This window comes from Pimelobacter simplex, from assembly GCF_900114845.1.
In the GTDB taxonomy this organism is placed as follows: domain Bacteria; phylum Actinomycetota; class Actinomycetes; order Propionibacteriales; family Nocardioidaceae; genus Nocardioides; species Nocardioides simplex.
In genome coordinates, this window is sequence record NZ_FOUK01000008.1 from 1 (window position 1) to 12,555 (window position 12,555).

12 protein-coding genes are annotated in these 12,555 nt (G+C 73.5%); 6 read left to right on the forward strand and 6 right to left on the reverse strand.

The annotated features are described in order from the left end of the window. A partial coding sequence (locus BM223_RS26155) for a Rossmann-fold NAD(P)-binding domain-containing protein (RefSeq protein ID WP_483407015.1) occupies nucleotides 1-438 on the forward strand: 438 nt, incomplete at its 5' end. Nucleotides 439-456: 18 nt separating this feature from the next. Here BM223_RS26155 and BM223_RS26160 read toward each other — a convergent pair. The 3 genes from BM223_RS26160 to BM223_RS30160 are packed head-to-tail and all read right to left on the reverse strand — an operon-like array spanning nucleotide 457 to nucleotide 2,595. Then, entirely contained in the window at nucleotides 457-1,014 is a 558-nt protein-coding gene (locus BM223_RS26160; RefSeq protein WP_052138323.1) for a YbaK/EbsC family protein, read from the reverse strand. A 22-nt stretch (nucleotides 1,015-1,036) separates the two neighbouring features. Continuing rightward, nucleotides 1,037-1,384, reverse strand: a complete 348-nt coding sequence (locus BM223_RS26165) for a hypothetical protein (RefSeq protein ID WP_038677391.1) — start codon at nucleotides 1,382-1,384, stop codon at nucleotides 1,037-1,039. After that, entirely contained in the window at nucleotides 1,381-2,595 is a 1,215-nt protein-coding gene (locus BM223_RS30160; protein WP_038677393.1) for a PspC domain-containing protein, read from the reverse strand. The genes BM223_RS26165 and BM223_RS30160 overlap by 4 nt, the downstream gene beginning before the upstream one ends. Nucleotides 2,596-2,739: 144 nt before the next feature. Between BM223_RS30160 and BM223_RS26175 the strand changes: the two genes are divergently transcribed. The 4 genes from BM223_RS26175 to BM223_RS26190 are packed head-to-tail and all read left to right on the forward strand — an operon-like array spanning nucleotide 2,740 to nucleotide 5,952. After that, nucleotides 2,740-4,053, forward strand: a complete 1,314-nt coding sequence (locus tag BM223_RS26175) for an ATP-binding protein (protein ID WP_038677394.1) — start codon at nucleotides 2,740-2,742, stop codon at nucleotides 4,051-4,053. Then, nucleotides 4,046-4,705: a LuxR C-terminal-related transcriptional regulator gene (locus tag BM223_RS26180; RefSeq protein WP_075018775.1), complete on the forward strand. Its 660-nt coding sequence runs from the start codon at nucleotides 4,046-4,048 to the stop codon at nucleotides 4,703-4,705. The genes BM223_RS26175 and BM223_RS26180 overlap by 8 nt, the downstream gene beginning before the upstream one ends. Further along, nucleotides 4,678-5,562 (forward strand): M15 family metallopeptidase, encoded by an 885-nt coding sequence (locus tag BM223_RS26185; RefSeq protein WP_200887078.1) that lies wholly within the window; start codon nucleotides 4,678-4,680, stop codon nucleotides 5,560-5,562. The genes BM223_RS26180 and BM223_RS26185 overlap by 28 nt, the downstream gene beginning before the upstream one ends. A gap of 30 nt (nucleotides 5,563-5,592) precedes the next feature. Beyond that, complete coding sequence (locus tag BM223_RS26190; protein ID WP_038677398.1) at nucleotides 5,593-5,952, forward strand: hypothetical protein; 360 nt, start codon at nucleotides 5,593-5,595, stop codon at nucleotides 5,950-5,952. Between the two features lie 13 nt (nucleotides 5,953-5,965). Here BM223_RS26190 and BM223_RS26195 read toward each other — a convergent pair whose 3' ends face one another. Then, the gene (locus BM223_RS26195; protein ID WP_141267447.1) at nucleotides 5,966-7,018 is read right to left on the reverse strand and encodes a type IV toxin-antitoxin system AbiEi family antitoxin domain-containing protein; all 1,053 of its coding nucleotides are present in this window, start codon (nucleotides 7,016-7,018) and stop codon (nucleotides 5,966-5,968) included. A 345-nt stretch (nucleotides 7,019-7,363) separates the two neighbouring features. Here BM223_RS26195 and pcrA point away from each other — a divergent pair, with 345 nt between their 5' ends. Beyond that, nucleotides 7,364-9,784 (forward strand): DNA helicase PcrA, encoded by a 2,421-nt coding sequence (pcrA, locus tag BM223_RS26200; protein WP_052138324.1) that lies wholly within the window; start codon nucleotides 7,364-7,366, stop codon nucleotides 9,782-9,784. Nucleotides 9,785-9,893: 109 nt separating this feature from the next. On the opposite strand, the gene BM223_RS26205 is transcribed toward pcrA, so the two are convergent. Next, on the reverse strand, nucleotides 9,894-11,075 hold the full coding sequence (locus BM223_RS26205) for a hypothetical protein (RefSeq protein WP_038677402.1): 1,182 nt from the start codon (nucleotides 11,073-11,075) through the stop codon (nucleotides 9,894-9,896). A gap of 49 nt (nucleotides 11,076-11,124) precedes the next feature. Then, nucleotides 11,125-12,255 (reverse strand): M23 family metallopeptidase, encoded by a 1,131-nt coding sequence (locus BM223_RS29400; RefSeq protein ID WP_052138325.1) that lies wholly within the window; start codon nucleotides 12,253-12,255, stop codon nucleotides 11,125-11,127. Nucleotides 12,256-12,555: the final 300 nt, after the last annotated feature.

The window sequence follows — 12,555 nt, forward strand, 5'->3', positions numbered from 1 at the left end:
CCCTACGACGGCCACGACGAGCTCGTCGCGTCGTTGGCCTCGGCATTGGCCGGGAAGACCGTCATCTCCTGCGTCAACCCCCTGGCCTTCGACAAGCGCGGCGCCCACGGCCGCGTCATCAACGGCGGCGAGGGCTCCGCCGCCGAGTCCGCCGCCGAGATCGCCCCCGAGGCCACCGTGGTCGGCGCCTTCCACAACGTCGCCGCCCCCGCCCTGTGGGGCGAGGACGACTTCCTCGACGAGGACGTCATCGTGGTCGGCGACTCCCTCGAGGGCAAGCAGGTCGCCATCGACCTCGCCGCCTCGGTCACCGGACGCCCCGGCATCGACGGCGGCAAGCTCCGCCTCGCCCGCGTCCTCGAGCCCTTCACCGCGGTCCTCATCTCGATCAACCGCAAGTACAAGACCCACTCGGGCATCCGAGTCACCGGCGTCTGACCGGCGTCCGGCCGGCGTCTAGCCGGCCAGGCCCGCCACCACCTCGGCACCGGGAGCCTGTGCGAACAGGCTCCCGGGCACGAGGAGCTTGGACCGGCGCAGGCCCGAGCCGATCACGGCGAGCTCCATCTCGGGGACCCGCGCGTCGACCAGCAGCCGCCAGGCCGCGGGCAGGCCCACGGGCGTGATGCCGCCGTACTCCATGCCGGACTCGGCCACCGCCCGCTCCAGCGGCAGGAACGACGGCTTGCGGACGTCGAGGAGCCGCTTGACCGTGTGGTTGACGTCGGCCCGGGTGTCGGCGCGGACCAGGCAGGCGGCGACGCGCTCCTCGCCCTCGCGCTTGCCGGCGACGAGGACGCAGTTGGCGCCGGCCTCCATCGGGAGGTCGTAGGCGGCGCTCATCGCGGCGGTGTCGGCGAGCTCCGGGTCGATCTCGACCACGGCGATCGCCGCCGCCCCCGGCCAGGCGGCGAGGGCGGCGGCGACGGGGGCCGCGACGAGGTCGAGGTGCTCCAGCGCGGGCAGCGAGGTCAGGCCGGCGAGCTGGGGGAGGTCGGGGAGGGCGGCGCTCATGGCGCCATCCTGCCCGGTCGCACTAGTGCCAGCCCTGGACCCGGGTCCCGTAGCCGTGGTGGTCGTAGCCGTTGTCGTAGGGCTGGTCGTCCGGGTGGTCCGGGTGGCGGCGCCCGCGCAGGACCGTGGCCACCAGGCCGGCCGCCCCGGCGGCGAGCCAGGGCAGCGACAGGATCCAGCCGGCCTCGGTGATCTTCACCGTCTCGCTGGCGACCAGCGCCCAGACGACCGTGAGGCCGGCGAAGGCGACGCCCATGACCAGGTGGCCGGTGTTCACCGGGTGCCAGCCCGAGCGGCGCGGGGCGGGCGCCGGCCGGGGGAGCTCGGTGGTCGTCTCGGGGTCGGCCGGGTGCTCGTCGTAGGTGCTCATGCTGCGCTCCGGAACTCGATCTGGCCCAGCTTGAGCTGGGCGTCCACGGTCAGGGTGGGGGCGTCGGGGCCGGCCTCGTGGCTGCCGCGGGCCTTGCTGCCCTCGCTCTTGCCGAACATCAGCACCTCGCCGGCGTCGACGTCGCCCTTCGCCTCTACGGTGAGGCCCTCCTCGGGCACGATCACCTCGATGTGCCCGATGTCGAGGTCGAGGTCGAGGGTCTTCCCGTTCAGGTTCTCGAGGTCGCCGATCCTGCGGAGGTCGATGACGATCTCGCCGACCCCCAGGTCGTACGACGACTTCAGCTGCGACGACGTGGTGGGCGTGGGAGCGGTCCGGCCCATCTCGAGCCGGTCGACGGTCGCGGTGGCCGCGGTGGCCACGGCTGCGACGAGGCCGATCACGATCAGCCCGCCCGCCCGGCCGTAGAAGGCGCCGACGAGGAGCATCAGGCCGGCGATGCCGAGCACGGTCGCCGGGTAGACCGACGGCAGCACGTCGGCGCCCGCCAGGTCGGCGGTGGCGATCGCACCGAGCGCGAGCGCGGTGAGCGCGAACGTGAAGGGGAAGAGCAGCGGTCCGCGCTTGCGGGGGTTCGCCGGGCGCCGGGGCGGCGGCGGGGGCGTGGGCCGGTACGACGAGTAGGTCGCCGTGCCCGGGGGCGGCGGGGGAGGCGGCACCGCCGGACCGCCGCGCAGCCACGGGTGGGTGCGCCCGGACCGGGCCGCGTTCTTGCCGCCGAGCACCACGATCAGCACCAGGCCGGCCGCCATCAGCGGCCAGGGGAAGCCGGGCCCGCCGACGGTGTCGCCGATGACGGCGGCGACCGCGACCACGCCGGCCACCACGAGAGCCGCGGTGCGGACGCCCTCGTCGAGGCGGATCACCGTCTCCTCGGTGCCCTCCTCGGGGACCAGGAGCCAGCCGACGGCGTACAAGATGAGCCCGCCGCCACCGAAGAACGTGAGGACCACGAACGCCACCCGCACCAGCAGCGGGTCGATGTCGAGGTGCCGGGCCACGCCCGCCGCCACGCCGGCCACCTTGCGGTCGTCGCGGCTGCGGCGCAGCCGGGCCAGGTCCCGGACCTCGTCGCGGGTGACGCGCGGGCCGGTGTCGCCGGGCTCGCGCGGTTCACGCGGTTCGCGGGGCTCGCCGTGCGGGCCGTGCGGGCCGGTGGGCCCGGGCTCGGTGTCGGTCGGTGCGTTCATGGGCTCCAGCCTGGTCGATCGAGACGGTCCGCACCATCGGGGACCGCCCTGATCCTCGACCCTCACCCCGGGGGCCGGGTCAGGGTCGGATCAGGGTCCTTCCCCCTGCTGGCGTGCCGCCCGCTGTGTGACGATGGAGTCATCATGAGCAGCACTGCGAGCATGCCCGTGCCCCCGGCGCCGGTGCCGTCGGCGGCACCCGCCCCGGCGCGCGACGTGCGGCGCGCCTGGCGCGACCTGCGCGAGCCGATGATCGGCGGCGTCGCCGCGGGGCTGGCCGCGCACCTGGGCGTCTCGGTGCTCCTCGTCCGCGCCGCCTTCGTGGTCGCCACGTTCATGGGCGGCTCCGGCGTCATGGTGTACGCCGCGCTGTGGGTGCTGATGCCCGCCGGGCCGCCCCCCGAGGTGCTCGCGCCCGGACTCGCGAGCGCGGCCCGCGACGGTCGCCGTCCCGGTCGCCGGGGCCGGCGGCTCGCCGACGTCGGGCCGATCGTCACGCTCGCCGTCCTCGGCATCGGCGTGGTGTTCGCGACCGGCACCGTGCTCGGCACCGGCTGGTGGATCTGGCCGCTCGCGATCGCCGTCGTCGGTGTCGCCCTGCTCTGGCGCCAGGCCGACGAGGCCCAGCGCGAGCGCTGGCTCGACGCGACCGGCCGGGTCGACCCGGTCCGCCTGGTCGTCGGAGGCGGCGGCTGGGCCGCCTGGGCCCGGATCGCGGCGGGCGCCGGCCTGGTCGTCGTCGCGCTCGCCCTCTTCCTGCTCCGCGACGGCTCGCTCGCCGTGGCCCGCGACGCCACCCTCGCGATCCTGCTCGGCATCGGCGGCCTGTTCATCGTGCTCGGCCCGTTCGTCTACCGCCTGATGACCGACCTCAGCACCGAGCGCGAGGAGCGGGTCCGCACCCAGGAGCGCGCCGACGTCGCCGCCCACCTGCACGACTCGGTGCTGCAGACGCTCGCCCTGATCCAGAAGAACCCCGCCGACGCCGCCCGCCTGGCCCGCGCCCAGGAGCGCGACCTGCGTGCCTGGCTCTACGCGGGGGAGTCCATCGACGAGACCAGCGTCGCGAGCGCGCTGCGCGCCGCGGCCGCCGAGATCGAGGACGCCTACGGCATCACGGTCGACGTGGTCGCCGTCGGCGACTGCGACTTCAGCGAGCACGCCCGCCCCATCGTCCAGGCCGCCCGCGAGGCGACCACCAACGCCGCCAAGCACGCCAACGTCGCCCGGGTCGACGTCTACGCCGAGATCACGGCCGCCGGGATCGACGTCTTCGTGCGCGACCGCGGCGTCGGCTTCGACCCGGCGACGACCCCGGACGACCGGCTCGGCGTCCGGCGCAGCATCATCGACCGCATGGAGCGCCACGGCGGCCGGGCCGAGATCCGCTCCGCGCCCGGCGAGGGCACCGAGGTCCGGCTGCACCTCGACCACACCCCCAAGGAGAGCAATGAGTGAGCCGGTGCGCGTGGTGGTCGTCGACGACCACGCCATGTTCCGCCGCGGAGTCAGCGCCGAGCTCGGCTCGACCGGCGCCGGCCGGGTCGAGGTCGTGGCCGAGGCCGCCGACGTCGACGAGGCCGTCGCCGCCGTGACCGCGCACCGCCCGGACGTCGTCCTGCTCGACGTGCACCTGCCCGGCGGCGGCGGCGTCGAGGTGATCCGGCGGGTCAACGACTCCGAGGTCCGCTTCCTCGCGCTGTCGGTCTCCGACGCCGCCGAGGACGTCATCGGCACCATCCGCGGCGGCGCCCGCGGCTACGTCACCAAGACCATCACCGGTCCCGAGCTGGTCGACGCGATCGCCCGGGTCTCCGACGGCGACGCGGTCTTCTCGCCGCGCCTGGCCGGCTTCGTTCTCGACGCCTTCGCCGGCGCCGGGCTCTCCGCCGACCTGGCCAGCGTCGACGAGGACCTCGACCGGCTCACCGAGCGCGAGCGCGAGGTGATGCGGCTCATCGCCCGCGGCTACTCCTACAAGGAGGTCGCCAAGGAGCTCTTCATCTCGATCAAGACCGTCGAGACCCACATGTCCTCGGTGCTGCGCAAGCTGCAGCTCTCCTCGCGCCACGAGCTGACCCGGTGGGCATCGGACCGGCGGCTGCTGTGATCCGCGGCGGGGCGCTGGTGCTGGTCGCCGCGCTCCTCGCCGGCTGCTCGTCGCCGAGCACCCGTCCGGAGCCGGCGCCCGCGCCGGCCCCGCGGCCGGTGCCGTCCGCCACCTCGACGGCGCCGCCCGCGCCGGCCGGCCACGCGCCGTCGTACTCCACGTGGGAGCTCGGCGTGCACGTGCTGCCCCGCACCTCCCAGGGCTTCGGCGAGATCCTCCCGACGCCGAAGGCGCTGCGGACCCGGCGCTACCCGACCCGCGACCTGCTGCCGCCACCCGCCGACGGGCGCTTCCACTCCTCGATCGGCCCGGTGACGCCCGCGATCCGGCAGCGGATGGGGGAGACCTGGTCGCCCGCGTGCCCGGTCGGGCTGGCCGACCTCGCCTACGTCACCGTCAGCTTCCGCGGCTTCGACGGTGCCGCGCACACCGGCGAGCTCGTCCTGGCCGCGGACCAGGCCGCCCCGGTGGTCTCGGTGTTCCGGGCGCTCTTCGCCGCCGGCTACCCGATCGAGGAGATGCGGCTGCCGACGACCGCCGACCTCGACGCGCCCCCGACCGGCGACGGCAACGACACCGCCGCCCTCGTCTGCCGCGCGACCCGCGGGGCGACGTCGTGGTCGGCGCACGCCTACGGCCTGGCGATCGACGTCAACCCGTTCCTCAACCCGTACCACAAGGGGGACGTCGTGCTGCCCGAGCGCGCGTCGGCGTACCTCGACCGGACCCGGACCCAGCCCGGCATCATCCACCCCGGCGACCTGGTGGTGCGCGAGTTCGCCCGGATCGGGTGGAGCTGGGGCGGGTCGTGGAGCTCGCTGCAGGACTACCAGCACTTCACCGCGACCGGTCGCTGAGCGGGGCGCCGTACTGGATAGGGTGCGGCCATGGAGACCCTGCGCCTGATCCTGCTCATCCTCCACATCCTCGGCTTCGCCGCGCTGATCGGTGGGCTGCTGGCGCAGGTCGGCCCGGGTGACAAGAAGGTCACCGGCGTCATGCGCGACGGCGTCGGCACGGCGTTCCTCGCCGGCCTGCTGCTCGTCGGCGTGCTCGAGGGCACCGACGGGGTCACCGTCAACCACGCGAAGATCGCGGTCAAGCTCGTGATCGGGCTGGTCCTGCTCGTGCTGGTGATGGCCAACATGCGCAAGGCGAAGATCCCCAACGGCCTGTGGGCCGGGCTCCTGGTGCTCGCGGTGGCCGACGTCTGCGTCGCCGTCCTCTGGTCGCCCGTCCACAGCTGACGCCGCCCGGCGCTCACGGCACCCACACCGGCATCAGGGGCGCGGGCCGCGCGCCAGGGCGAGGACGAGGACCGCGGGGACGGTACTGCGCCAGGTCCGAGACGTCCGTCCCGAAGCGGGCGCACGTGTCGAGGTACTCGCGTCGGCACCGCTCGATCGCGCGGGTGCGGGCGCTGCCGAAGAAGTCCGCCCAGGTCAGCCGGGACACGCCGGTCTTGAAGCCGGTGACGAAGTCCTGGCGGAGCTTCTCGTCCCAGAGGACGTCGGCGGGCGATCGCGATGCCAGACCGCCCTCGCCCACCGGGACCAGCTTGGCCTTGCCGTCGACCTCGAAGAAGTGGCGCCCCAGCCGGAGGTCGCACCAGGCCGTGCGGCCCCCGGCGGTCAGCCCGAACTGCTGCTGGGGGACGCCGAACCCGAGCTCGCTCACGAGGTCTCGTCCGAGTGTCTCGGCGATCGAGTCGCTCGATGCCGACGCCGAGCGGGTGACGGCGCGGGCGACGGTCGAGTACGGCCAGAAGGTCATGACCCCCAGGGCGCTCTCGAGGTCGGCCCGGGTGGCACCTCCGCGCAGCGCCGAGTCGGCCGCCACGAGTCCCGAGCGGTAGCCCTGCTCGCGCGCGATGTCGAGCGCCGTCCGCGCTGGCCCGAGCAGGGACACCCCCTGCGCCGTGGTGACGTCCTCGGCGCGGTACGGCGCCAGGTGGTGCTTGACGCCGTGCCTGATGTGCGAGCCGACGACGCCAGGGCGGGTGACGTGTGAGAACGGCCGCGCCTCGTGGAGCACCCCGAGGCCCAGCAGGTAGGCGGCGGAGTGATGACTCAGCACGTGGGCCGCGCCGACCCGGAGGCTCGCAGCGCGGTCGGCGAGCAGTCGTCGTTGCGCATGGCTCGTGAGGAGCGCGACGTAGGCCGACTCCGCATAGACGCCGCGCCTGACCGCCGTCCACCGCCGGGACCGGGCCAGCCGGTCGATCTCGTCCCGGGACATCCCGGAGCAGAGCGCCTGCTGGCGCGTGATCAGGCCCCACTGGGCGCTCATGTGCCCGATGGTCTGTGCGTTCACGGGCATCGAGTGTGCGGGCCGCCGGCGTTGAGACCGCACGGGTGCGCCGGGCCTGTTGATGAGCGCTGTGGAGAGCGCGGGGTGTGGATGCTTCGTGGCGCATCCGCCTCCGCCTCCGCAGCGGCGGCGCAGGCGCCGCCCGGTGGGCGGGTAACACGCTGTCCACCGGAGTAGGCGGCACTTGTCGTTGCTTCCACGCCGCTGCAACGGCGTGGAAGCAACGACATCCGGCGCGAACCTCGGTGGACAGCGTGTTACCCCGCCGCGGCGGGCACGGGGCCGGGCCGGGCGGGCGGACGAGCCGGGCCGTACGACGTCGGCGGGACGCCGTAGGCTGGTCGGAGCATGACTACGACGCCTCCGGCCCTCACCGCAGACCAGCTCCTCGAGGGGCTCAACGACCCCCAACGCGAGGCCGTCAAGCACGAGGGCGTCCCGCTCCTCGTGGTGGCCGGCGCGGGCTCCGGCAAGACGCGGGTGCTGACCCGGCGGATCGCGTGGACGATCGCGGTCCGCAAGGCCCACCCGGGCTCGATCCTGGCGATCACCTTCACCAACAAGGCCGCGGCGGAGATGAAGGAGCGGGTCTCCGAGCTCGTCGGCAACCGCGCCCGGATGATGTGGGTGAGCACGTTCCACTCGGCGTGCGTGCGGATCCTCCGCAAGGAGGTCGAGCACCTCGGCTACGAGCGGGTGAAGTCGAACTTCTCCATCTACGACGCCCAGGACCAGAAGCGGCTCATCCAGCTGGTCTGCAGCGACCTCGAGCTCGACCCGCGGCGGTTTCAGCCGGGCCCGATCCTGCACTGGATCAGCAACCACAAGAACGAGCTGCGCGATCCGGCCGAGGTCGCCGCCGAGGTGCGCAACTCCGTCGACGAGGCGTACGCGAAGGCGTACCAGGCCTACCAGGCGCGGCTGCGCCAGGCCAACGCCTTCGACTTCGACGACCTGATCATGGAGACGGTGCGGCTGTTCCAGCTCAAGCCGGAGATCCGCGAGACCTACCGGCGCCGGTTCCGCCACGTCCTGGTCGACGAGTACCAGGACACCAACCACGCGCAGTACTCGCTCATCCACCAGCTGTGCGGCCAGCAGCTCGAGGAGCGCGACGAGACCACTCTCGACGGGCTGCCCGCCGACCGGGTGCCGCCCGCCGAGCTCATGGTCGTCGGCGACGCGGACCAGTCGATCTACGCGTTCCGGGGCGCCGACATCCGCAACATCATGGACTTCGAGAAGGACTTCCCCGACGCGCGGACGATCATGCTGGAGCAGAACTACCGCTCCACCCAGACGATCCTGACCGCCGCCAACGCGGTGATCGAGCGCAACGAGAGCCGCAAGCCCAAGCGGCTGTGGTCCGACGCGGGCGACGGCGAGAAGATCGTCGGCTACGTCGCCGACACCGAGCACGACGAGGCCCGTTTCGTCTCCACCGAGATCGACCAGCTGACCGACAACGGGCTCAAGCCCTCGGACGTCGCGGTCTTCTACCGGACCAACGCGCAGTCGCGGGTGTTCGAGGAGATCTTCATCCGCACCGGCCAGCCCTACAAGGTCGTCGGCGGCGTCCGGTTCTACGAGCGCCGCGAGATCCGCGACGCCCTCGCCTACCTGCGGATGCTCGTCAACCCCGACGACCAGGTCTCCCTGCGCCGCATCCTCAACACCCCCAAGCGCGGCATCGGCGACCGCGCCGTCCTCGCCATCACGATGTTCGCCGAGCGCGAGCGGATCACCTTCTGGGAGGCCCTCCAGCGCGCCGCCGAGGCGCCCGGTCTCGCCACCCGCAGCCAGACCAACATCGAGGGCTTCGTCGCCCTGGTCCAGGACCTGCAGCAGATGGTCGCCGCGGGCGAGCGCCCCGACGTCATCCTCGAGACGGTGCTCGACCGCTCCGGCTACCTCGCCAGCCTCGAGGGCTCCGACGACCCCCAGGACGCCACCCGCGTCGAGAACCTCGGCGAGCTCGTCGCCGTCGCCCGCGAGTTCGCCGAGGACCCCGTCGCCGGTCCCTCCGCGGACCCCGCCGACGTCGACGCCGGCACCGTCGAGCCCGGCCTGGCCGACTTCCTCGAGCGCGTCGCCCTCGTCGCCGACTCCGACCAGATCCCCGACGCCCCCGACGACGACCCGGACGCCCCACCGGACCAGGGCGTGGTCACCCTGATGACCCTCCACACGGCCAAGGGCCTCGAGTTCCCCGTCGTCTTCCTGACCGGCATGGAGGACGGCGTCTTCCCCCACTCCCGCGCGCTCGGCGACCGGCCCGAGCTCGAGGAGGAGCGCCGCCTGGCCTACGTCGGCATCACCCGGGCCCGCCAGCGCCTCTACATCTCCCGCGCGGTGGTCCGCTCGGCGTGGGGAGCCCCGGCCCACAACCCCGGCTCCCGGTTCCTCAACGAGCTGCCGATCGACCTCGTCGACTGGCGCCGCACCGAGGCCGACCAGACCCGGTGGTCGCGGCCGTCGTACGGCTCCGAGGGCGGCGACTACGCCGGCCAGCGCCTCGGCGCCCCCACCGCCGCGGGCCGCCGCAACTTCAGCTCGGCCGCAGCCCGTGCCGACGCGGCCGCCAAGTCGAAGCCGTCGCGCGCGATCCCCGTCCTCGCACCGGGCGACAAGGTCACCCACGACTCGTTCGGGCTGGGCACCGTGGTGTCGGTCGAAGGGGCGGCGGAGAAGTCGGTGGCGTCGATCGACTTCGGGTCCGACGGGGTGAAGCGGCTGCTGCTGCGGTACGCGCCGGTGGAGAAGCTGTAGCGCTCAGCCCTTGATGAGCTCGAGCACCCGGCGCTCAAACTCCGCGGCGCGATCGTGCGGCTGGGGCCTGGGACGCCGTCTCCGAGCGGGTGCAGGTCCCGGATCTGGGCTAGCGGGCGGGGCGAGCAGTCGGCTCACCGGCGTCCGGAGGGCTGAAGCGCTGGACGCGGAGGCGGCCGATCTCGAGGCTCCAGGTCAGGACGGGGTCGAGGTGTTGCGGCGGGGGTTCGTCGAGCGCAGAGGGGTGCTCCGCCAACGACGTGCTGACGGCGGTCAGGTGGCGCAGCAGTCCTCGGCGGCGTAGTCCGGCGCCGAGGTCGGTGACGACGGGCGCGACCATGGCGAGTGTGAGCAGGACGAGGCTGAGGACGCCCCACTCATCACCGAGGTCCACGGTCCCGACCGCAACGAGGGCCACCAGCATCAGCGCGAACACGCCCGTGGCTCCGGCCTCGGTCGGCAGGGGCCGACGGTAGCGGACCTGCGCGGCGCGGAGGTCGCACCACCACGACCACGACGCGCACACCACGGCCAGCCAGATCAGGACGACCAGGGCAGCCGCGACGACGACGCCCACCGCATCGTGCGGGAAGCTGAACCCGATCCTGATCGTCGCCGGGAGCGCGGCGACGAGCGCGAGCGCAGCGGCGGAGCGCCACGGAAACGTCCGGACCCAGGAGGGGACGTCGCCCGTAGTTGCATGCGCGCCCAACCGCTCGGTCAATCTCGTCTGGGCGCGCTCCAGTGACCAGCGTTCCCGGTCGGCAGCGAGTTGGCGGGTCTCAGCGCAGCCAGCCAGCAATGTCAGGACGACCGCTGTCGCAGCCGCCGTAGCCGAGCCGAGCGCGTGCGCAGGCGTCCAACCGGCGCCGGCGGACAGCAGCCAGCACGCGACGGAGCCGGCCAGGCAGACGGCGAGCGTGACGTTGTCGAGCAGCAACCGGGCTGCGACCCCGGCAGGACTGGTGTGGTCGTGGTCGAGGCCGACGAGAGTGGTCGCGACGTAGAGGGTGAGCGCAGCCGTGAGCAGACCCAGGGACACGGTCCCGGCCTCGGCAGCGGGCGCCCAGCCCTGGGACCAGCGGTACCACTTGCTGACGGCGTCGCCGAGGGAGTCGGCGCCCTGCTCACCGGTGATGCCCGGGTGGGACATCATGAAGGCGAGTGCGCTCATCGCCCCAGCAACGAGGGGAGCAGCGACGAGCGTGCCCCGGATCCGGATGCGGTAGTCGTCGATCGCCTTGTCGAGTCGCGTGAGATAGGCGTCGTCAGGCGCGTTGCTTGAAGGCATGCCTCATCGTGCCACCGCGCTGGCGATGCGCGCCTGGAGCCGCCTCAGGTCAGGGCGTGACGCCGTGCTGACGCAGCGCCGCGTCCGGGTCGACCGGGTCGCCGCCGCCGGGGCGGACCTCGAGGTGGAGGTGCGGGCCGGTGACGTGGCCGGTGCCGCCGACGTAGCCGATGAGCTCGCCGGCGCGGACCTTGTCGCCGGTGGAGACGGCGAAGGCGCTCTGGTGGCAGAACCAGAGCTCGGTGCCGTCGTCGAGGGTGATGACGGTCTTGTTGCCGTAGGCGCCGTCGAAGCTGGCCGAGGTCACGACGCCGTTGGTGACGGCGCGGATCGGGGTGCCGGTGGGGGCGGCGAAGTCGAGGCCGGTGTGGTAGCTGGACCAGAGGCCGTACTCGCCGTAGCGCGCGGTGAGGCGGTAGACCGAGGGGTCGACCGGGAGCACCCAGCGGTTGAGGGCGATCTCGGCGGCTTCCTTCTCGGCGGCCTGGGCGAGGTTGCCGAGGGCGCTGGTGCGCTCCTCGGCGGAGCGCTCGGCCTCGGCGACGAGGTCGGTGCCGGCGGACTGGGCGAGGGCGTCGCGGTCGGAGTCGCGGCTGACGGTCTCGCCGCGGGTGCCGACGGTGCCGTTGCCGAAGGAGCCGGAGATGGCGTTGGCCGCGGCGACCCGGTCGCCGCCCGAGGCGAGCTGGGGGTCGGCGGAGGTGACGACGCCGCCGACGGCGACGGCGATGGTCGCGACGCCGACGGCGACGGGAAGGGTGGGGAGGCCGCGGAAGAGAGGTCCGCGGGAGCCGGCGTGCTTGACGGCGCGGCGCTTGCCGGCGGCCGGGACGGCGCGCAGCCCGGCCGAGGAGTCCGTCAGGGGGTCGGTGAGGGCGATGTCGCGCAGCGCGGGCAGCTCGACGGTGGGGGCCCGGTCGAGGCGGGGCGCCTCGACGATGAGCGGCTCGGGAGCGTTCAGGAGCTGCTCGACCGGGGCGACGGGGGTGGGGGTGACCGGGCCGGCCGGGCCGGCCGCGGGGCGGGCGACGCGCTTGCCGACGTACGCCGAGGGCGCCTCGACCGCGGTCTCCGGACGACGTGCGACCCGCTTGCCGGCATAGGCAGCACCGCTGGGGGAGCCGGAGCCGGGGGTCGAGTCGGCGCGCGAGGCGCGGTGATCCGCTCGGTGGTTACCCATCGACTGCTGACTCCTTGGGGGACGATCGTGCAGGCCGTTCCGACCCTGTGGTGCCGACCGAAGCTTCCGAGAAGTGCGCCGACCGAGGTGGCCGCCGGGTGACGGCTGGGTGAAACATGCGTGCCGACGATAGCCGATGCCGGGACGCGATCGAAATCGTACGGGGAGAACCTGGGGAGGGACCCGGGAACGGGCAAACCGTCCGAAGTGGCGCGTGACGCCCATCACCTTGGTCGTCCCGGACTCGTCCTACTCGTGGGTCAGGACTATCGTGCCCGGGGGTGTGCCGCTGCGTGCACC

Excerpts from the sequence above, each read along its gene's own strand:
- BM223_RS26160 (WP_052138323.1), bottom strand. The coding sequence starts at position 1,014 with ATGAGCGCCGCCCTCCCCGACCTCCCCCAGCTCGCCGGCCTGACCTCG.
- BM223_RS26165 (WP_038677391.1), bottom strand. The coding sequence starts at position 1,384 with ATGAGCACCTACGACGAGCACCCGGCCGACCCCGAGACGACCACCGAG.
- BM223_RS30160 (WP_038677393.1), bottom strand. The coding sequence starts at position 2,595 with ATGAACGCACCGACCGACACCGAGCCCGGGCCCACCGGCCCGCACGGC.
- BM223_RS26175 (WP_038677394.1), top strand. The coding sequence starts at position 2,740 with ATGAGCAGCACTGCGAGCATGCCCGTGCCCCCGGCGCCGGTGCCGTCG.
- BM223_RS26180 (WP_075018775.1), top strand. The coding sequence starts at position 4,046 with ATGAGTGAGCCGGTGCGCGTGGTGGTCGTCGACGACCACGCCATGTTC.
- BM223_RS26190 (WP_038677398.1), top strand. The coding sequence starts at position 5,593 with ATGGAGACCCTGCGCCTGATCCTGCTCATCCTCCACATCCTCGGCTTC.
- pcrA (WP_052138324.1), top strand. The coding sequence starts at position 7,364 with ATGACTACGACGCCTCCGGCCCTCACCGCAGACCAGCTCCTCGAGGGG.
- BM223_RS26205 (WP_038677402.1), bottom strand. The coding sequence starts at position 11,075 with ATGCCTTCAAGCAACGCGCCTGACGACGCCTATCTCACGCGACTCGAC.
- BM223_RS29400 (WP_052138325.1), bottom strand. The coding sequence starts at position 12,255 with ATGGGTAACCACCGAGCGGATCACCGCGCCTCGCGCGCCGACTCGACC.